This window comes from Subdoligranulum sp. DSM 23681, from assembly GCF_057005535.1.
Genome location: NZ_CM168050.1, coordinates 795,182 through 814,883, shown reverse-complemented (window position 1 = coordinate 814,883; position 19,702 = coordinate 795,182). Strand labels below are relative to the sequence as shown.

Annotated in this window: 16 protein-coding genes and 1 pseudogene; 16 read left to right on the top strand and 1 reads right to left on the bottom strand. The window is 61.3% G+C overall.

Features of this window, described 5'->3' with window-relative positions; all coding sequences use genetic code 11:
• The first annotated feature begins 233 nt into the window (after positions 1-233).
• The 15 genes and pseudogenes from AC127K_RS03875 (at position 234) to ptsP (ending at position 14,299) form a co-directional block, all read left to right on the top strand.
• The gene (locus tag AC127K_RS03875; protein WP_483721654.1) at positions 234-896 is read left to right on the top strand and encodes a response regulator transcription factor; all 663 of its coding nucleotides are present in this window, start codon (positions 234-236) and stop codon (positions 894-896) included.
• A gap of 254 nt (positions 897-1,150) precedes the next feature.
• Positions 1,151-2,029, top strand: coding sequence for a transporter substrate-binding domain-containing protein (locus AC127K_RS03870; RefSeq protein ID WP_483721653.1), 879 nt, complete (start codon positions 1,151-1,153; stop codon positions 2,027-2,029).
• A 100-nt stretch (positions 2,030-2,129) separates the two neighbouring features.
• Positions 2,130-2,897 (top strand): amino acid ABC transporter permease, encoded by a 768-nt coding sequence (locus AC127K_RS03865; RefSeq protein WP_294539074.1) that lies wholly within the window; start codon positions 2,130-2,132, stop codon positions 2,895-2,897.
• Positions 2,884-3,600 (top strand): amino acid ABC transporter ATP-binding protein, encoded by a 717-nt coding sequence (locus AC127K_RS03860; RefSeq protein WP_483721652.1) that lies wholly within the window; start codon positions 2,884-2,886, stop codon positions 3,598-3,600. Before AC127K_RS03865 ends, AC127K_RS03860 begins: the two co-directional genes overlap by 14 nt.
• 127 nt (positions 3,601-3,727) lie before the next feature.
• On the top strand, positions 3,728-4,732 hold the full coding sequence (locus AC127K_RS03855; RefSeq protein WP_483721651.1) for an O-acetyl-ADP-ribose deacetylase: 1,005 nt from the start codon (positions 3,728-3,730) through the stop codon (positions 4,730-4,732).
• Between the two features lie 101 nt (positions 4,733-4,833).
• A complete protein-coding gene (locus AC127K_RS03850) occupies positions 4,834-5,493 on the top strand; it encodes a vWA domain-containing protein (RefSeq protein WP_294539037.1) in 660 nt (219 codons plus the stop codon).
• Positions 5,494-5,609: 116 nt separating this feature from the next.
• The gene (locus AC127K_RS03845; protein WP_483721649.1) at positions 5,610-6,149 is read left to right on the top strand and encodes a gamma carbonic anhydrase family protein; all 540 of its coding nucleotides are present in this window, start codon (positions 5,610-5,612) and stop codon (positions 6,147-6,149) included.
• Position 6,150: 1 nt separating this feature from the next.
• Positions 6,151-6,927: an HAD family hydrolase gene (locus AC127K_RS03840; protein ID WP_483721648.1), complete on the top strand. Its 777-nt coding sequence runs from the start codon at positions 6,151-6,153 to the stop codon at positions 6,925-6,927.
• Positions 6,928-7,012: 85 nt separating this feature from the next.
• Positions 7,013-7,216, top strand: a pseudogene (locus AC127K_RS03835) (hypothetical protein); the annotation flags it as partial.
• A gap of 46 nt (positions 7,217-7,262) precedes the next feature.
• Positions 7,263-7,619 (top strand): PRD domain-containing protein, encoded by a 357-nt coding sequence (locus AC127K_RS03830; protein WP_483721647.1) that lies wholly within the window; start codon positions 7,263-7,265, stop codon positions 7,617-7,619.
• Between the two features lie 251 nt (positions 7,620-7,870).
• The gene (locus AC127K_RS03825; protein ID WP_483721646.1) at positions 7,871-9,577 is read left to right on the top strand and encodes a PTS transporter subunit EIIC; all 1,707 of its coding nucleotides are present in this window, start codon (positions 7,871-7,873) and stop codon (positions 9,575-9,577) included.
• 101 nt (positions 9,578-9,678) lie between these two features.
• On the top strand, positions 9,679-11,121 hold the full coding sequence (locus AC127K_RS03820; RefSeq protein WP_483721645.1) for a glycoside hydrolase family 1 protein: 1,443 nt from the start codon (positions 9,679-9,681) through the stop codon (positions 11,119-11,121).
• 98 nt (positions 11,122-11,219) lie between these two features.
• Positions 11,220-12,065, top strand: a complete 846-nt coding sequence (locus AC127K_RS03815) for a Cof-type HAD-IIB family hydrolase (RefSeq protein WP_483721644.1) — start codon at positions 11,220-11,222, stop codon at positions 12,063-12,065.
• 213 nt (positions 12,066-12,278) lie between these two features.
• Positions 12,279-12,536, top strand: a complete 258-nt coding sequence (locus AC127K_RS03810; RefSeq protein WP_294539052.1) for an HPr family phosphocarrier protein — start codon at positions 12,279-12,281, stop codon at positions 12,534-12,536.
• An 83-nt stretch (positions 12,537-12,619) separates the two neighbouring features.
• Positions 12,620-14,299: a phosphoenolpyruvate--protein phosphotransferase gene (ptsP, locus tag AC127K_RS03805; RefSeq protein WP_483721643.1), complete on the top strand. Its 1,680-nt coding sequence runs from the start codon at positions 12,620-12,622 to the stop codon at positions 14,297-14,299.
• Positions 14,300-14,362: 63 nt separating this feature from the next.
• Here ptsP and AC127K_RS03800 read toward each other — a convergent pair whose 3' ends face one another.
• Positions 14,363-15,169 (bottom strand): MerR family transcriptional regulator, encoded by an 807-nt coding sequence (locus AC127K_RS03800; RefSeq protein WP_483721642.1) that lies wholly within the window; start codon positions 15,167-15,169, stop codon positions 14,363-14,365.
• A gap of 164 nt (positions 15,170-15,333) precedes the next feature.
• Between AC127K_RS03800 and AC127K_RS03795 the strand changes: the two genes are divergently transcribed.
• Positions 15,334-19,584 (top strand): EAL domain-containing protein, encoded by a 4,251-nt coding sequence (locus AC127K_RS03795; RefSeq protein WP_483721640.1) that lies wholly within the window; start codon positions 15,334-15,336, stop codon positions 19,582-19,584.
• Positions 19,585-19,702 lie beyond the last annotated feature (118 nt).

Genomic DNA, 19,702 nt, shown 5'->3' with positions numbered 1-19,702 from the left:
GGGCCGCGTTTTTCCCCATTATACCATGGGCCTGTAAAGAAGGCAAAACAAAAGAAAAACGTGCAAATATTGTCATAAAACGAAAAAAACACACAAAAAATCCCTTGGGCTGTAACATCTTCGATACATGAATCGTTATATAGTATAAGCGGGGTTTTCCTTGCGGCAGAGAAACTCCGCCCGGATTTGCGGGGGAAGATTGCGGAATATCTATGTAAAGAGGCTGTTGAAGTATGGCAACGATCCTGATTGTTGAAAACGAACACGCCATCGCACAGCGCATGGCGGTGAATCTGCACCTGGTCGGACATAACTGTGACCAGGCTGAAACGGCACAGCAGGCGGCGGAACTGGACCGCCGCAAGGTATACGATCTGGTGATCCTGGACCTGGATGTTCCCGGTTCCGGCGGTTTTGAAGGTGTGCATGCCTGGGAAAACGGCCATCCCGCACTGGTGCTGGCGTCCCAGTCCCGGCTGTCCTCCTGCCCGGAGGCGCTGCGCGCCCGGTGTCTGGCCAAGCCCTTTGAGGTCATGGAACTGGTGGGGGCCGTGCAGCATACCCTGGGTGCCGGGGCGGCGTCCGGGCAGGAATTCCACTTCCATGACATCGAGGTGGACATGGCCGGCCGTCAGGTGCTGCGGGGCGGGCATACCGTGGCCCTGACCCCCCAGGAATACTCCCTGCTGGAAACCCTGGTGCTCAACCGCAACCTGGCCCTCAGCCGGACTAAGCTGCTGGAGATCGCCTGGGGCTACGGCTACCAGGGCGCCACCCGCACGGTGGATGTCCATATCCAGCGCCTGCGCCGCAAGCTGGGCCTGGAAAAGGAGATCCAGACCGTGTACAAGATCGGCTACCGCCTGAACACCCGGGAGGAAGTCGGGGCTGTTTGACGCGCCTTCGCAGGAAATGAGAGCATGCCTGTTCCGGTTCTTTTGCCGGAGCGGGCTTTTTTCGTGCAAAAACTGCCAAAAAAGCAAAGGGGGACCCGGAGCCTTTTGCACGAACTGCTGAAAATAGAAGGATGTAATATTTATTCATTGACAATGAATAAATACAAATCTATACTAAAGGGTATCCCGGCGGCGCATGTCCGCCGGTTCAAGAGGGAAAAGAACAGAACATTGTACAAAAAGAGGGTTATCACATGAAAAAGCTTCTTTCCGTTTTGCTGGCCGCCGGCATGGTGTTCAGCGTGACCGCCTGCGGCGCTTCCTCTGAGAGTACCGCTTCCACCGAGACCGGCACCGCCGAGGCTGCCAGCGCTGAGACTGCTTCCGCCGAGACCGCTTCCGGCGAGTTCACCACCGTCACCGACGGCGTGCTGACCATGTCCACCAACGCCGCCTTCCCCCCGTACGAGATGACCAACGACAGCGGTGACTTCGAGGGCATCGACGTGGAGATCGCCGGCGCCATCGCTGACAAGCTGGGCCTGGAACTGCAGATCGACGATATGGACTTTGACGCGGCTCTGCTGGCTGTGCAGCAGGGCAAGAGCGACATGGTCATGGCCGGCGTCACCGTCACCGACGAGCGCAAGGCTGTCATGAACTTCACCGACTCCTACGCCAACGGCATCCAGTCCGTCATCGTGCCGGAAGATTCCGACATCGCCTCCATCGATGACATGCAGGGCAAGCTCATCGGCACCCAGGCCGGCACCACCGGTTACATCTACTGCTCCGACACCCCGGAAAACGGCGGTTTCGGTGAGGACAACGTCATCGCCTACGACAACGGCATCACCGCTGTGCAGGCTCTGATGAACGGCCAGGTGGACTGCGTGGTCATCGACAACGCTCCTGCGCAGGAGTTCGTCAAGGCCAACCCCGGTCTGAAGATCCTGGACACCGAGTACGCCAATGAGGACTACGCCATCGGCGTCAACAAGGACAACACCGCTCTGCTGGATGCCATCAACGGCGCCCTGGCCGAACTGAAGGCTGACGGCACTGTGGACTCCATCGTTGCCAAGTACATCAACACCGACAGCGGCGACGCTGCCAGCAGCACGGCTGAATAAGCACACAACGGCGTGAACAGCGCCGCGGGGCGGCCCCGGAAGGGCCGCCTCTTTTGTGGTTTTACACATTCCAACGAAAGGCGGCTCCTTCATGGCATACCTGACCCAACAGTTTGAAATCCTGTCGGCTCTGGCCGATAACGGCGGGGATCTGACTGCCTGGCAGGACGGATTCCTCAAGTTCTACCGGGCGTTCCTGGCCAATGACCGCTGGCTGCAGTACATTGAAGGCGTGGGCACCACCCTGGTGGTCACGGCGGTGGCCCTGGCCATCGGCGTGATCCTGGGCGGCACCGTGGCCCTGGTGCGTGTGGCCCACGACCAGCAGCGCCCCCACCACCGCAACGCGCTCCTGGGCTTTGTGAACGGCGCGTTCAAGGTCTATGTCACCGTCATCCGCGGTACCCCCATGATGGTGCAGCTGCTGATCATGGGCATGGTCATCTTTGCCTCCAGCCGCAACTTCACCATGGTGGGCGCCCTGACCCTGGGCATCAACTCCGGCGCCTATGTGTCCGAGATCATCCGCGGCGGCCTGATGGCCGTGGACCCCGGCCAGATGGAAGCCGGCCGCAGCCTGGGCCTGAATTACATCACCACCATGGTCAAGATCATCATTCCCCAGGCCATCCGCTCCATCCTGCCGGCCCTGGGCAATGAGTTCATCGTCCTGCTCAAGGATACCTCCCTGATCACCGTTATCGGCGGCAAGGAACTGCTGTATGCGGCCCAGGGCATTTACAGCCGCACCTATGAGTGCATGTACCCGCTGCTGGGCATCGCCGTCATCTATCTGGTGCTGGTCATGATCTTTACCTGGCTGCTGGGCAAGTTTGAAAGGAGGCTGGCGCAGAGTGATCGTCGTTAAGGGACTGAAGAAAAGCTACAATGGTCTGCAGGTCCTGAAGGGTGTGGACCTGACCATCAACAAGGGCGATGTGGTGGTGCTGGTCGGGCCTTCCGGCTGCGGCAAGTCCACCTTCCTGCGCTGCCTGAACCGGCTGGAAGAGCCGGACGAGGGCACCGTCACCCTGGACGGCCAGGAAGTCACCGAGAAGGGCATCGACGCCCTGCGCGCCAAGATGGGCATGGTGTTCCAGCACTTCAACCTCTTCCCCCACCTGACGGTGAAGAAGAACATCACCCTGGCCCCGGTGCACCTGGGCCTGATGGACCAGACCACCGCCGACGCCAAGGCCATGGAACTGCTGGAACGCATCGGTCTGGCGGACAAGGCCGATACCTACCCCAACATGCTTTCCGGCGGCCAGAAACAGCGCATTGCCATTGTGCGTGCCCTGGCCATGAACCCGGAAGTGCTGCTCTTTGACGAGCCCACCAGCGCCCTGGACCCCGAAATGGTGGGCGAGGTGCTGGAACTCATGAAGGAGCTGGCCAGGGGCGGCATGACCATGGTGGTGGTCACCCATGAGATGGGCTTTGCCCGGGAGGTGGCCAACCGGGTCATCTTCATCGACGAGGGCGTGGTCAAGGTGGACAAGCCCCCGCAGGAATTTTTCAGCCATATCGAGAACGAGCGTCTCAAGGCCTTTTTGTCCAAGGTCCTGTGACGCTGTGGGCGGTCCCGCCGGTCGGCGGGGCTGCTTTTTTGTTGTGCGGCGTCCATGCCCGTTTACAAAAAGGGGCGGGGCGTCTACAATAAAGACAAAACCGTCCCGATGTAAGGAGGAACCCGTTATGCCGCTGCAGATCGTCCGGAACGACATCACCAGGATGAAGGTGGATGCCATTGTCAACGCCGCCAACACCTCCCTGCTGGGCGGAGGCGGGGTGGATGGCTGCATCCACCGGGCCGCCGGACCGGGGCTGCTGGCCGAATGCCGCACCCTGGGCGGCTGCAGGACCGGCGACGCCAAGATCACCGGGGGATATGCGCTGCCCTGCCGGTACGTCATTCACACGGTGGGGCCGGTATGGCGGGGCGGCACCCACGGGGAACGGGAACTTCTGGCCTCCTGCTACCGCACCTCCCTGGAACTGGCCGCCGCACACGACTGTGAAACGGTGGCCTTTCCCCTGATCTCCTCGGGGGTGTACGGCTATCCCAAGGTCCAGGCCCTGCAGGTGGCGGTGGACACCATCCGGGACTTCCTGGCCGACCGGGAAATGACCGTCTACATGGTCCTGTTCGACCGGGACTCCACCACCATCGGACAGCAGCTCTTCACGGATCTCCGCTCCTATATCGATGACCGGTACGAGGATGTGCACGCCACCTCCTACGCCGAGCACACCCGCCATCTCCGGGCGCTTCTGGAGGATATGGCGCAGGCCGCACCGTCCATCGACGCGCCGCCCTGCGCGGCCATGTCCGCCTCCCTGGAAGAGGCCCTGGACGGCCTGGATGAAAGCTTTTCCCAGATGCTGCTGCGCAAGATCGACGAGAAGGGCATGACCGATGTGCAGTGCTATAAAAAGGCCAACATCAGCCGCAAGCTGTTTTCCAAGATCCGCAGCCACAAGCTGTACCGGCCCAGCAAGGCCACGGCGCTGGCCTTTGCCATTGCCCTGGAACTGCCTTTGCAGGAGACCCGGGAACTGCTGATGAAAGCGGGGTTTGCCCTCTCCCGCAGCAGCAAGGCGGATATCATTGTGGAATATTTCATCGAACACGGCAACTATGATATCTTTGCCATCAACGAGGCCCTGTTCGCCTTTGACCAGAACCTGCTGGGCGGCTGAATGTCGCCTGACGGGCGACCGTTTTTTCTCCGTGATCCGGTATGATGGATGCACAAGGACAGGCAATCCAACCCATTCACACCAAAACGGAGGAAAATCCCATGCAAGAAAATCTGACCGAACTCGTGTTCATTCTGGACCGCAGCGGTTCCATGAGCGGCCTGGAAGCCGATACCATCGGCGGCTTCAACTCCATGATCGAAAAGCAGAAGAAGGAGCCGGGGGAAGTGCTGGTCTCCACCGTCCTCTTCGACAATGTCAGCCAGGTCATTCATGACCGGGTGGACCTGCGGGAGATCCGGCCCATGACCGAGCGGGACTACACCGTCCGGGGGTGCACCGCCCTGCTGGATGCCATCGGCGGTGCCATCCACCACATTTCCAATGTGCACAAATACATCCGGACGGAGGACGTGCCGGCGCACACCCTGTTCGTCATCACCACCGACGGCATGGAAAACGCCAGCCGCCGCTACAGCGCTCCGGAAGTGCGCAGCATGATTGAACGCCAGCAGAAGGTGTACGGCTGGGAGTTCCTGTTCCTGGGCGCCAACATCGACGCGGTGGGGACGGCCCGGCGGTTCGGCATCGGCGCGGACCATGCGGTGAATTACCACGCCGACTCCGCCGGCACCCGCCTGAACTACGACGTGCTCAGCGATGCGGTCAGCGCGGTGCGCTGCGACTGCCCGCTGGATGCCGGCTGGAAGATGCGGATCGATGAGGATTACCAGAAACGGGAGCAGCGCGGCAGGCGCTGAGCACCTTACGGGAAGGCCGGGGCTTGTGCCCCGGCTTTTCCTTTGGGGAACAAGACACTTTACATGGTGTGTCCGGGTATTGTATCATAGAAACCGGAACAAGGGGGAATGGGAAGATGCCCGAGATCGAGTATAACGGACAGGCCCCGCAGGCGGCAGCCGCCGCCTTTGTGGCACCCACGGCGGTGCTGGCGGGGGATGTGACCCTGGAAGAAGGCAGCAGTGTCTGGTACGGAGCGGTGCTCCGGGCGGACACCGGCCGCATCCGGGTGGGAAAGGACTCCAACGTGCAGGACAACGCCGTGCTGCACACCGGCCCGGACCTGGATGTGGTCATCGGGGACCGGGTGAGCATCGGCCACAGCGCCGTGGTCCACGGCTGTACCGTGGGGGACGACTGCCTCATCGGCATGCACGCCACCGTGCTCAACGGGGCGGTGCTGGGGCAGGGCAGCCTGATTGCCGCGGGCGCCCTGGTCACCGAAAACACCGTCATTCCGCCCCACAGTCTGGTCATGGGGGTCCCCGGCAAGGTGCGGGGGACCGTCACGCCGGAAAAGGCGGCGGAACTGATCCATAATGTGCGGGAATACTGTGATCTGGCCGGGGCCCATGCCCGGGCCTGCGGAAAAGGGAAAGCGGGAAAGGAAGAGTAAGATGGCAGTGAAGATGATCTGCAGCGACCTGGACGGCACACTGCTGCCCTACGGGCAGAGCGCCATCAGCGACGAGATCTGTGAGGAGATCCGGGAACTGGCCGGCCGCGGCATCCTGTTCTGTCCGGCCAGCGGCCGGCAGTACACCAGCCTGCGCAAGCTTTTTGCCCCGGTGGCGGAACACTGTGTGTTCCTGTGCGAAAACGGGGGCATCGTCTTTCAGGACGGCAAGGCCATCGCCAAGACCCCCATGCCCCGGGACCTGGCCGAAGCCATCGCCTGGGATATGTGGAACAACTCCGACGGCCGGGGGGAGGTCATGCTCTCGGGGGAGAACATGAGCTACCTCATGGAGCGGGGCATCGGCATGCACCACCGCATCCATGAGATCGGCAACAACCACACCGTCATCACCGATCCGGCCCAGATCCCGGAGGAGATCATCAAGGTCAGCGTCTACCTGCCCGACGGGGTGGGGGCCTACGCTGACCGGTTCGTGCCCAAATGGAAACAGGCCAACGCCGCAGTGGCGGGGCCTTACTGGATCGACACCACCCTGGCCAACAAGGGGATAGGGGTGCAGAGCCTGTGTGATGCCCTGGGCTTTTCTCCCGCGGAGGTCATGGCTTTCGGGGACAATTACAACGATGTGGCCATGCTGGACCTGGTGGGACACCCCTATATCATGGAGACGGCCGCCGCCGAACTGCGGGGGCGCTACGCCGACCACACCCCCCGGCCGGAGGAGACGATCCGTCGCTTGCTGCAAAGCCTATGATCAATTTGAACAAATCACCGTTTATAAATTTGTTCAAAAAAGTTATGGAAAAGGTATGGGCAAATTTTGAATAAACGGGTATCATATGTACAGAAACAAGGTTGTTACTCACCTCCGAGGCATTACTTGTACACAGCGACCCATGGAATTGAATGTGTCGGCTGGCGTATATGCCTTTGAGGTTATTTTTTTGTCAAAAAAGCCTGCAGCCAACATTCTGACCAGGTGGGATCGCATGGAAATCATCAAGAAGATCAACAACAACAGCGCCCTGGCCCGGGATGCCAAGGGCCACGAAGTGGTTGTGTTCGGCAAGGGAATCGGGTTTCCGCGATATGCACGCCACCATGCAGAGCGCGCAGATCATCACCGAGCTCACCGAGATCGTGGAAAAGGCGTTCGACATCACCCTGGACCGGGACAGCTTCAACTATTCCCGCTTCGCCATGCACCTGCGGTATCTGGTGCAGCGGATGATGCAGGGCAGCCCCCTTCCCGCCGATGCCGGCAGCCGGGACCTGTTTCTAGCCGTGCGGCGCCAGTACCCCGAAATCTACACCTGCACCCGGCAGGTCTCCCGCTACCTCAAGGACCGCTACGGCTGGACCTGTACCGAGGAAGAGGAACTGCACCTGACCATGCACATCCACCGCGTCAAGTCGGAGCAGCAGCCCGACAAGGACGCCGAATAAAGTTTCCAGGACAATTCTAGGATCGTTACCCGTACTCAGCTTGCGGGGCGTCACCCAAAACACTGTCCCGCAGCCGTATGACCCCTGTGGCCGTACTGCCGGTGCGAAAATTGTGTTTTGGGTCCTTTTTTTGCCGGAACCTGTCTTGTCTTCCCGTTGGTATGTCTACGCCCGGCGCGCGAGGGCGGTGCATATACATTTTCCGCAGTCACGCGGCATCCCCGTATGATTGTTTTGAGAGGTGATCTGCTATGGAGCCGAACCGGACCCCGGGCCATCTGCCCGCGGAATTCCTGCCGCCTTTGGGCGGTGCGGCCAACATTGCGGACGCCTCCCGCCGGGGCAGCCGCCTTTCGGTCTCCGTCAAGGACCAGAGCCTGACGGACCCCCACGCCCTGGCAGCATTGCCGGGAGTGGCGGTCTGCACGGTACGAAACGGCCGTGTGCGGATCGAACTGACCGAAGAGTCTCACCAAACAGTAAAGGAGAATCGTCTTATGCCCAGCAAATACGATGGTCTCGCCCGCATTATCATCCAGAACGTGGGCGGCAAATCCAACATCAACAGTGTGGCCCACTGCATCACCCGCCTGCGCTTCAAGCTGAAGGATGAATCCAAGGCCAACAAGGAAGTCCTGGAAGCCACCGACGGCGTCATCAAGGTCATGCAGTCCGGCGGCCAGTATCAGGTCGTTATCGGCAACAGCGTCACCGACGTGTACGACGCCGTGCTGGAAGTGGGTCACTTCCAGGGTGCCGGCACCGTGGACGAGGACGGCAACGCCACCGATGACGGCGATTCCGACGGCGGCAAGAAGAGCCCCGTGAGCATCCTCATTGATATGATCTCCGGCGTCATCCAGCCCACCCTGGGTGTGCTGGCCGCTACCGGCATCATCAAGGGCCTGCTGGCTCTGTTCTCCTTCCTGGGCATCCTGCCCGAGACCAGCGGCACCTACCAGGTGCTGTACGCCGTGGGCGACGGCTTCTTCTACTTCCTGCCCATCATCCTGGGCTACACCGCCGCCAAGAAGTTCAAGATGAACGAATTCATCGGCATGGCCATCGGCATCGCCCTGTGCTATCCCAACATGGTCAACATCACCAGCGGCGAGGTGCTGGGTTCCCTGTTCACCGGCACTGCCTTCGAGATGAGTTACTACACCACCTTCCTGGGCATCCCGGTCATCATGCCCGCTTCCGGCTACACCAGCTCGGTCGTGCCCATCATCATCGCCTGCGGCGTGGGCGCCATGCTGGAAAAATGGCTGCGTAAGGTCATTCCCGACGTCATCAAGCTCTTCGTCGTGCCCTTCATCACCCTGGTCATCATGGTCCCCCTGACCTACCTGGTCATCGGCCCCGTCGCCACCGTCCTGTGCAACCTGCTCACTGCCATCTTCAGCGCCATCTACGGCATCCCCTTGGTGGGCGGCCTCATCGCCGGCATTCTCATCGGTGCCTTCTGGCAGGTCCTGGTCATCTTCGGCCTGCACTGGGGCCTGGTTCCTCTGGCGCTCATCAACTACTCCAACCTGGGCTATGACTTTATCCTCAGCCCCTACTTCTGCGTCTCCTTCGCCCAGACCTTCGTTGTTCTGGCCATGCTGCTCAAGACCCGTGACGACAAGATGAAGAAGGTCGCTCTGCCCGCCTTCATCTCCGGCATCTTCGGCGTCACTGAACCCGCCATCTACGGCGTCACCCTGCCCAAGAAGAAGCCCTTCGTCTACTCCTGCATCGGCGGTGCCGTGGGCGGCGCCTTCATCGGCTTCATGGGCACCCGCAGCTTCACCATGGGCGGCCTGGGCCTGTTCGGTCTGCCCAGCTACATCGACACCATCGGCGACACCGGCATCCAGAACCTGATCTATGTGCTCATCGGCACCGTGATCGCCTCTGTGATCGGCTTCGTGCTCACCTGGGTCCTGTACAAGGATGAACCCGCCAAGAAGTAAGCAATTTTCCTGAACCTGTTCTGACCGCGGAGCCGCCGGAAAGCGGCGGCTCCTTTGCGCGGTCCGGCAAATAATCCACCGAAATCGGGAGGTATTCTGTTATGGCTTCGGTTTTTCGCAAAGATTTCCTGTGGGGCGGTGCCTGTGCCGCCAACCAGTTCGAAGGCGCCTGGGATGTGGACGGCAAGGGCCCCAGCATCCCCGATATGTGCACCAACGGCACCCACACCACCCCCAAACTGCTGACCCCCACCATTGAACCGGACAAGTTCTACCCCAGCCATGAGGCCATCGACTTCTATCATCACTACGAGGAGGACATCGCCCTCTTTGCCGAGATGGGCTTCAAGACCTTCCGTACTTCCATCAACTGGACCCGCATCTTCCCCACCGGGGAGGAGACCGAGCCCAACGAGGCCGGCCTGACCTTCTATGACCGCGTTTTCGACTGCTGCAAGAAGCACGGCATCGAACCCCTGGTCACCATCAGCCACTATGAGCTGCCCTACGCCCTGGTGGAAAAGTACAACGGCTGGGCGGACCGCAAGCTGGTGGACTTTTTCATGAACTACTGCAAGGCCATCTTTGCCCGGTACCAGGGCAAGGTCAAGTACTGGCTGACCTTCAACGAGATCAACGCCGGCATGATGCCCTTCGGCGGCGTGCTCTCCCTGGGCACCTGCCAGGGCTACCGCGGCCCCGCCGTGGCCATGCCCGACGACCCCCAGACCCGCCTGCAGGCCCTGCACCATCAGTTCATCGCCAGCGCCCTGGTTGTGAAGTACGCCCATGACAACTACCCCGAATACAAGATGGGCAACATGGACTGCTTCATCACCAGCTATCCCTACACCTGCGACCCGGCGGACATCCTGGCCAACCAGCAGGCCATGCGCAAGACCAACTGGTACTGCTCCGACGTGCAGGTCCGGGGCGAATACCCGGCCTTTGCCAAGCGCCTGTGGGAGGACCTGGGCGTGACCATCCACATGGAACCCGGCGACGCCGAGATCCTGAAGGAAGGCACCGTGGACTTCTACACCTTCAGCTACTACATGTCCAACTGCATCACCACCCACAAGGATGCCGCCAAGACCGACGGCAACGTGGCCCAGGGCTTCAAGAACCCCTACCTGCAGGCCTCCGAGTGGGGCTGGCAGATCGACCCCCAGGGCCTGCGCTACAGCCTGAACGAGATCTATGACCGCTACCGCATCCCCCTGATGGTGGTGGAAAACGGTCTGGGCGCCCGGGATACCCTGGAAGCCGACGGCACGGTTCACGACAGCTACCGCATCGACTACCTGCGCCAGCACATCGAGCAGATGGCCGAGGCCGTCAAGGACGGCGTGGACCTGATGGGCTACACCCCCTGGGGCTGCATCGACCTGGTCTCCGCTTCCACCGGTGAGATGGCCAAGCGCTACGGCTTCATCTACGTCAACAAGTACGATGACGGCACCGGCGACTACAGCCGCCTGCGCAAGGATTCCTTCTACTGGTACAAGAAGGTCATCGCCACCAACGGCGAGGACCTGACCTGATCCGACATTCTCCGCTTCATCATAAAAGCACGGGGCGCACCGGGCCGTGGGCCCGATGCGCCCCGCTGTTTTTTCATCAAAGGAAAGGAACACCGCTGATGTCCAAGATCATTTTTCTGGATGTGGACGGCACCCTGGTGGATTACCAGAACCGTCTGCCGGACTCCGCCGCCCTGGCCGTGCGCAAGGCCCGGGCCAACGGCCACCGGGTCTACCTGTGCACCGGCCGCAGCAGGGCCGAGATCTATCCCAACCTGTGGGAGCTGGGGATCAATGGCCTGCTGGGCGGCAACGGCAGCTATGTGGAGGACGACGGACAGGTCATCATGCACCAGCTGCTCAGCCTGGACCAGTGCCGCCGGGTGGTGGACTGGCTCCACGCCCGGGGCCTGGAATTCTACCTGGAAAGCAACAACGGCCTGTTTGCCAGCGAGCGCTTTGAGGAGGTGGCCCTGCCCACCCTGCTGGAATATATCCGCCGCAAGGGCAAGGATGTGGAAGGGCTGACGGTGCGGGAGATCTTTCCCGACCTGCAGTTCGGCCTGCAGGGGGAACAGCTCTACCGGGACGATGTGAACAAGATCAGCTTCATTCTCCACAGCTATCAGGACCACCTGGACTCGGTGCGGGACTTCCCGGACCTGCAGCCCGGGACCTGGGGCGGCAGGGGAGAGACCGCCCTTTTCGGGGACCTGGGGGTGAAGAACATCACCAAGGCCCACGCGGTGCAGGTCCTGCTGGACCACCTGGGCGCCGATCGGGCCGACACCATCGGCTTCGGGGATGCCAAAGTGGACCTGCCGCTGCTGGAAGCCTGCGCCGTGGGTGTGGCCATGGGCAACGGCGGGCCGGAGATCCGCGCCGCCGCCGACTTTGTCACCGACGATGTGGAGGAAAACGTCCTGTACAATGCCTTTGTCCGCCTGGGCCTCATCGAAGGCTGAGACGCCGGTAAAGACCGTCTATACGGACAACGGCAGGGCACCGGCGGGGCTTTTTCAGCCGAAATTTTTGTCAAAAATTTCACCAATGTACAAAAAGGACGAAAAAGCGACAGAGTTTGTGCCCGCTTTTGGTTGACGTTGCGGCCCGAACATGCTACTATATTAGTGATACATTGGCACCGGAAACACCGGTGCGTATGGGAGGAAACAAGTATGAAAGAATTCACTTATACCATCCAGGAAGCCGTTGGCATTCACGCTCGTCCCGCCGGCCTGCTGGTCAAGGAAGTCAAGAAATATCAGAGCACTGTCACCATCACCAAGGGCGATAAGTCTGTCAACGCCCTGAAGCTGATGGCCCTGATGGGCATGGGCGTCAAGTGCGGCGATACCGTCACCGTCAAGGTGGAGGGTGCCGACGAGGAGACCGCCGCTCCGGCTCTGGAAGCTTTCTTCAAGGCCAACCTGTAATTTCTGCCAAGACTCCGTCTGCGGCCAGCCACCTGGCTGGCCGCTTTTTTCGTATTTCTATGGATTGAATGAGGTGTAAGCCAATGATCAGTATTCAGGGCAAGGGCGTATCGTCCGGTGTGGGCATCGGTCCGCTGTATTTCTACCATCGCGCCAAGACCGCCATTCCGCGCTACACCGTGGAAGACACCGATGCCGAATGGCATCGTTTCAAGGGCGCCCAGACCGGCGCCATCGAGCAGCTGGGCGAGCTGGCCGAAAAGGCCCGCGCCGAAGCAGGCGACGAGGCCGCCATGCTGTTTGAGACCCACCAGATGATGGTGGAAGATCTGGATTATGAAGAGGCCATCGAGGACCGCATCACCAACGAAAAGATGAACGCCGAGGCCGCCATTGCCGATACCTCCCTGCAGTTTGCCGAGATGTTCGAGGCCATGGACGACAGCTATATGCAGGCCCGCGCCGCTGACGTCAAGGACGTTTCCCGCCGGCTGCTGTCCATCCTGGGCGGTGCCGTGGAGGGTGGTATCGCTTCCGACGTGCCGGTGCTGCTGGCCGCCGACGATCTGGCTCCTTCCGAGACCGTTCAGCTGGACAAGTCCAAGATCCTGGGCTTCATCACCGCCGGCGGCTCCGGCTCCAGCCACACCGCCATTCTGGCCCGCACCATGGGCATCCCCGCCATCGTGGGCGTGGGCGACGCCCTCAAGCCGGAGTATGAAGGCCGCCTGGCCATCATCGATGGTGCCACCGGCAGCGTGGTCATTGATCCCGACGATATGACCCGGGACAAGATGATGAAGAAGCGGGAAGAGCAGCTGCGCCTGCAGCGCCTGCTGGAGACCCTGAAGGGCCAGCCCAACATCACCAAGGACGGCAAGAGCATCCGGGTCTACTGCAACATCGGCAGCCCTGAGGATGTCCACGCCGTGCAGGTCAACGACGGCGGCGGCATTGGTCTGTTCCGCAGCGAATTCCTGTACCTGAACTGCGAGGATTATCCCACCGAGGACCAGCAGTTTGAAGCCTACAAGCAGGTCCTGTCCGATATGGACGGCAAGGAAGTCATCATCCGCACCCTGGATATCGGCGCGGACAAGCAGATCGGCTACTTCAACCTGCCTCATGAGGAAAACCCGGCCATGGGCATGCGCGCTTTGCGCATCTGCCTGACCCGTCCGGAAGTCTTCCACACCCAGCTGCGTGCGCTGTACCGTGCTTCCGCTTTCGGCAAGCTGCGCATCATGTTCCCCATGGTCACCAACGTGTGGGAAGTGCGGGAAGCCAAGCGTCAGTGTGAGGACGTGAAGCGGGAACTGAAGGCCGAGGGCATCCCCTACAGCGAGGACGTGGAGATCGGCATCATGATCGAGACCCCCGCCGCCGTCATGCTCAGCGACCGTCTGGCCAAGGAAGTGGACTTCTTCAGCGTGGGCACCAACGACCTGACCCAGTACACCCTGGCCTGCGACCGTCAGAACAACGACCTGGGCCGTTTCTATGACCCCCATCATCCCGCGGTGCTCCGCATGCTGAAGATGGTGGCCGACAACGCCCACAAGAACGGCATCTGGACCGGCATCTGCGGTGAGCTGGGTGCTGACCTGACCCTGACCGAGACCTTCCTGGCCATCGGCATTGATGAGCTGTCCGTCTCTCCCCGTGCGGTGCTGCCGCTGCGCAACGCCATCCGCATGACCGACACCCGGGAGACCAGCCCCCGCATCCTGGCGGCCCTGGCGGACGAGTACACCAACAACTGAAAAACCGGACCCGCCGGTCCGTAAAACAGCAGGCCGTTCCCCGGCAGGGGAGCGGCCTGTTTTTTATGGTTCGGGTCTGGGGTGCACCCGCAGCTGCAGTTCGGTCACATGGTCGGCGTCGTCCCCGGAAATGTGGATGTCCGCCAGCAGAAATTCCAGCAGCGGCCCCTGGGGCGTATAGCCCTGTCGGCCGGCTTCGGCCAGCAGGCGGGGAACCAGCTCGGCGTTCTGGCTGTTGGGGCCCCGGTAGGCCAGACAGAGGTATTCTCCCCGGGGCAGGGTGCTCTCTCCCCGGGGGTGCAGGATGAACACGCCGGTGTACCGCTGGCAGTCTCCCTGTCCGGCAGCGTTCAGGTCCAGATAGGACCCGATGCCGTCGTTGCCCCACACATACAGATGGTCCGGGTCGAACCGCCGCAGCTGCTGGATCAGCGGGTCCATCTCGGCATCGGTGCGGTAGGCCTGGTGCAGGGCATGGCATCGCCGCGCCGGAAACTTCTGCACAAAGCAGGTGTCCAGCGGCAGGCTGTAGGCCCGCTGGCAGCTGTCCATGCGCTGGCATACGGTGCGGCGCAGCGCCTGCAGCCGCCGGATGCGGGTATCCAGCAGTTCCAGTTCGTCGTGAAGCAGCTGGCGGGTGGTGGCGGCGCTGTGGTCCTGCAGGTACGCCCGGATGGTCTCCACCGGCACGTCCAGGGTGCGCAGATCCCGGATCACGTTCAGCCGCCATACATCCTCGATGCTGTAGGCCCGGTACCCGTTTTCGGTGCGCTGGGGCCGCAGCAGGTCCTGCTCCTCGTAATAGCGCAGCAGGTCGGGGCTGACGCCGTACAGGCGGGCCAGCTCGCCGATGCGGTAAAAGCGGGGCATGAAAAGCGCCTCCTTCCTGTGTCCCTTTCATTATAGCAACCGGGGCAGGGGGGCGGCAAGACCTGCTGCCTTGCATGGCCCGGGTACCTCTGTTATAATAAAACGTAATATTGCACAGTACAACGGGAAGGCTCTGCCATGCCCGACCGGCCCGGGAGAAAGTCATGGAATACGATCTGAAAAAGCTGACGCAGGAAGCCCGCGACGCTCTGAACTTTCTGGGAGAAAGTTCTCACGAATACTATTTCTATTACAATTTTCATGACCGAACAGCGGTGTTTTCCCGCAACATGTGGGACCGGTTCGCCCTGCCGCCCTCCCGGGAGGCAACCTGTACCCCCCGCCAGTTGTATGAGATCGTGCACCCGCAGGACCGGCCCATCGTGACCATGCAGTACCGGCGCCTGTCCCGGGGGGAGGACACCACCTACGAAGGTCGCTATCGCCTGCGGGCCCACACGGGGGAATATGTGTGGGTCAGCAGCTGCGGAAAAAGCCAGATCGGGCCGAAAGGCCGCCCGCAGTGGATGATCGGGCGCATTGCCCCCTGTGAATCCGAAGTAGAATCCCGCCCGGATGTATTCGATCTGAACCGCCTGAAACAGGATGCGGAGATCTATCTGGAAGAAAAGACTCCCGCCAGCCTGCTGGTCATCGGGGTGGACAACCTGCGCTCCATCAACCTCAAGCATGGGCGCCGGTACGGGGATTCGGTGCTGGCGCAGCTGCATGCCTCCTTTGAGGAGGCGGTCTATGGCCGGCAGCGCGTCTACCATACGGTGGGGGACTGCTACGCGGCGGTCCTGCCCTACACCGATGAAGCCCAGGCCACCGAGGTCTTCCGCTATGTGCAGAAGCGCATGGCCGACTGCTGCACCCTCTCTGCCGGCTGTGTGCCCCTGCTGACCTACAAGATCCCGGACGCCGAGACCCTGTACCAGTACGCAGAGGTGACGCTGGCTGCCGCCAAGCGGCAGGGGCGGGACAAGATCGTGTTCTTCTCGGCGGACGATTACGAAAAGGAACTCAGCGTCCTGGAACTGAAAGACGAGCTCAGACGCAGTGTGGAACAGGAATTCCGGGGCTTCTCGGTGATGTATCAGCCCCAGGTGCGCACCGACAGTTTCCGCCTGTATGGGGCCGAAGCCCTGCTGCGCTACCGGTCGGAACAGCGGGGAGAGGTCCCGCCCACCGAATTCATCCCGCTGCTGGAACAGTCCGGCCTCATCGGCAAGGTGGGGCTGTGGGTGCTCCGGCAGGCCCTGGCCCAGTGCGGTCAATGGCGGCAGCAGGCGCCGGAATTTCGGATGAGCGTCAACCTTTCCTTCGCCCAGCTCTATCAGGAGAGCATCGCCCGGGATGTGCTGGATGCCCTGCACGAGAGCGGTCTGCCTGGAAATGCCCTGACCCTGGAAGTCACCGAAAGCCTGGAACTGGTGGAGTACACCCGCATCAATGAGATCTTCCGCCAATGGAAACTCAGCGGCATCGAGATCTCGGTGGATGATTTCGGCACCGGGTATTCGGGCCTGAGCCGGCTCAAGGAGCTGGAAGTGGACGAGATCAAGATCGACGGCATGTTTGTGAGCAACATTCACCGCAGCGCCTACAATTACCGCCTGCTCAGCAACATGATCCAGCTGGCGGACAGCAGCCGCATCCGGGTGTGCTGTGAGGGGGTGGAGCGGGAGGATGAACTGCGCGTCCTGCAGGAACTGGGCCCCATGCTGCTGCAGGGGTACCTGATCGCCCGTCCCTGCACCCCGGCCCAGCTGGAAGCCCTTTTCCTGGACGAAAATGATCCGGCCTGCCGTAAACGCCAGGAACGGATCCGGAACATGACGGCCCGCAGCGCGGCGGCTCCCGCACTGCCGGAGGATGCCTGCAATGAAAGCGAACTGGCCCTCAAGGTCCTCAATTCCGAAAGCAACATCTACTATATCAGCGACCCCGAGACCTACGAGCTGTATTACCTGAACCCGGCGGGCCAGAGTCTGTTCGGGGTGCGGGATTACCAGGGCCGCAAATGCTACCGTGTGCTGCAGGGCCGGGACACGCCCTGCCCCAACTGCACCAATTCCCAGCTGCGCCAGGACGGCTTTTACGTATGGGACCACTATAACGAATACTGCAAGCGGCATTTCCTGCTGCGGGACAAGCTCATCGAATTCCGGGGCCGGCCGATGCGGCTGGAAATCGCCTCGGACATCACCAAGCATGAAAACGTCAGCCGGGATACCGGCGAACGGCTGGCCTTTGCCCAGAAAATCGTGGAGAACACCGCCATCCTTTCCGGGGACAGCCGTTATGAGGAAGCGGTGGACAAGGTGCTGGCTTCGGTGGGACAGTATTACCACGCCGACCGTGCCTACCTTTTTGAGCCCACACCGGCCAAGCGCGGGTATTGGGACAACACCTTTGAATGGTGTGCCCCCGGCGTGGCACCGCAGCACGGCAATCTGCAGAAGGTGCCGCCCGAGGCGGTCCGCCGCTGGATGGACCAGTTCGAGCGGGACCGCAGTGTCCTCATCCTGAACCTGGACCTCATCCGGGCCCAGAATCCGGCCGAATGGGAGACCCTGCACGCCCAGGACATCACCCGGCTCATCGCGGTGCCCCTGCGGGACGGCGGCCGCACCATCGGCTTCATCGGGGTGGACAACCCCCGGGTCTCCATCCGGGACGATTCCCAGATCCGGGTGCTGGCCCACTTCCTCATCACCCGCATGCACCAGGAGCGCAGCGAGCGGCGTTACCGGCGCCTGCTGCACACCGACAGCCAGGATGTTTTCGCCCGTCTGGGGCTGGGACTCTGGGTCATCTACATGGACCCGGAATCCGGTCAGCGCACCATGCTGGGGGATGACACCATGAACCGGGCCTTGGGGGCATCCGGCACGCTGAGTGAGGCCGAATACTACGAATTCTGGTATACCCGCATCAACCCCGGCTACTATGAATATGTGGACCGGTCGATACAGAACATGGTGGATTCCGGCAAGGTCATCCAGGTGGAATATACCTGGAAGCATCCCCAGCGGGGGGATGTGATGGTGCGCTGCACCGGCGTGCGCACCGCCGACGAAAACGGGATGATCTGCCTGAAAGGGTATCACCGCATCGTGGATGATATCGAGATGCTGCCCTACATTCCCGCGGCCTGTGACCGGGATATTTTTGAGTATAACGATCTCAACGGGAGCATTTTCTTCCACACCCGGCGGCTTCTGCTGCAGGGGGATGCCCAGCAGGAGCAGAATTTCCCCGGCTGCTGGGTCGAAAGCGGGCTGGTGCACCCCAATTTTGCCGCCAGCTTTACCCAGGCTTTTTCCCGCCTTCGCCTGCAGGATGAGCCGGGGCAGCTGCAGCTGCAGCTGCGGGGCAAGAGCGGGGAATATGAATGGTTCCGCCTGACACTGCAGCATCTCAGCCAGCAGATCCAGGACCTGGACACCGTGCTGGTCCTGGTGGAGCCCATGGGGACCGAGCGCACCCAGGAACTGGAATACATGCGCATGCGGCGGTTCTACCAGGTGCTGCTGGGCGAGGCCATCGCCTACGCCGAGGTGGACCTGGACCGGGACGATCTGCAGTCGGCAGGCGGTATATGGCGCTGTTATGAGAAGGACTACCGCCATACCGGCCGCCATTTCTTCCAGGAGCTGTCCAGGGCGCTGTCCCAGGGCCTGAACGAGGCGGAGATGAAGGTCCTGCATGACTATGCGGACCCCGCCGCCCGGGAAACCTTCTTTGCCGAAGGAAACCTGAGCCACCGTTTTTACTACCGGCGCTGCATCGGCAACGAACTGCACTGGGTGGAGCTCACCGTTTACCTGTTCCGGGAGCAGCTGTCCGGCAGTGTGTACGCCCTGCTGTACCTCAAGGATGTGAACGCCGAGAAGGAGCGGGAACTGGCCCAGCTGGACGCAGCCAACCGGGATCCCCTTACCGAGATCTACAACCGCACGGCCTTTGAGCGGGAGATGACCCGCAGCATCATCGAGTCCACCGCCAGCCCCTGCGGGTATCTGCTGCTGCTGGACGTGGACAACTTCAAGCAGATCAACGACCTGCACGGGCATATCGAAGGAGACGCCATGCTGAAGACGGTGTCCCGACAGCTGCTGCAGACCTTCCGCAAAGGGGATGTGATCGGCCGCATGGGCGGGGACGAGTTCTTGGTGTATATCCGGGGCAGCATCCCCCGGGAAAGCCTGGAACAGCGCCTGAACCAGTTCCTGGAACAGCTGCGCCTGCGTTCCAACAATGTGCTGACCTGCAGCATGGGCCTCACCTGCGTCACCAGCGAACATTTCGACTATGCCCGTTCGGTGGACCGGGCGGACAATGCCATGTATCACAGCAAGCGCAACGGCAAAAACAGCTATACCTTCTATGAGGACATCCATCCCTGAGACCGGCAGAATTTTCCGCGTCCGCAGCCCTTGACATTTTCCGCCGTGGGCTGTACCATGTATACCGTTGTTAAACCGTCCCTCTCGGGAACGGATGTGGATTTTAGGTAAAACAGGT

Coding starts and splice junctions, on each gene's coding strand:
- AC127K_RS03840 (WP_483721648.1), top strand. CDS start 6,151: ATGGCAGTGAAGATGATCTGCAGCGACCTGGACGGCACACTGCTGCCC.
- AC127K_RS03855 (WP_483721651.1), top strand. CDS start 3,728: ATGCCGCTGCAGATCGTCCGGAACGACATCACCAGGATGAAGGTGGAT.
- AC127K_RS03815 (WP_483721644.1), top strand. CDS start 11,220: ATGTCCAAGATCATTTTTCTGGATGTGGACGGCACCCTGGTGGATTAC.
- AC127K_RS03810 (WP_294539052.1), top strand. CDS start 12,279: ATGAAAGAATTCACTTATACCATCCAGGAAGCCGTTGGCATTCACGCT.
- AC127K_RS03830 (WP_483721647.1), top strand. CDS start 7,263: ATGCACGCCACCATGCAGAGCGCGCAGATCATCACCGAGCTCACCGAG.
- ptsP (WP_483721643.1), top strand. CDS start 12,620: ATGATCAGTATTCAGGGCAAGGGCGTATCGTCCGGTGTGGGCATCGGT.
- AC127K_RS03800 (WP_483721642.1), bottom strand. CDS start 15,169: ATGCCCCGCTTTTACCGCATCGGCGAGCTGGCCCGCCTGTACGGCGTC.
- AC127K_RS03795 (WP_483721640.1), top strand. CDS start 15,334: ATGGAATACGATCTGAAAAAGCTGACGCAGGAAGCCCGCGACGCTCTG.
- AC127K_RS03825 (WP_483721646.1), top strand. CDS start 7,871: ATGGAGCCGAACCGGACCCCGGGCCATCTGCCCGCGGAATTCCTGCCG.
- AC127K_RS03870 (WP_483721653.1), top strand. CDS start 1,151: ATGAAAAAGCTTCTTTCCGTTTTGCTGGCCGCCGGCATGGTGTTCAGC.
- AC127K_RS03820 (WP_483721645.1), top strand. CDS start 9,679: ATGGCTTCGGTTTTTCGCAAAGATTTCCTGTGGGGCGGTGCCTGTGCC.
- AC127K_RS03845 (WP_483721649.1), top strand. CDS start 5,610: ATGCCCGAGATCGAGTATAACGGACAGGCCCCGCAGGCGGCAGCCGCC.
- AC127K_RS03850 (WP_294539037.1), top strand. CDS start 4,834: ATGCAAGAAAATCTGACCGAACTCGTGTTCATTCTGGACCGCAGCGGT.
- AC127K_RS03875 (WP_483721654.1), top strand. CDS start 234: ATGGCAACGATCCTGATTGTTGAAAACGAACACGCCATCGCACAGCGC.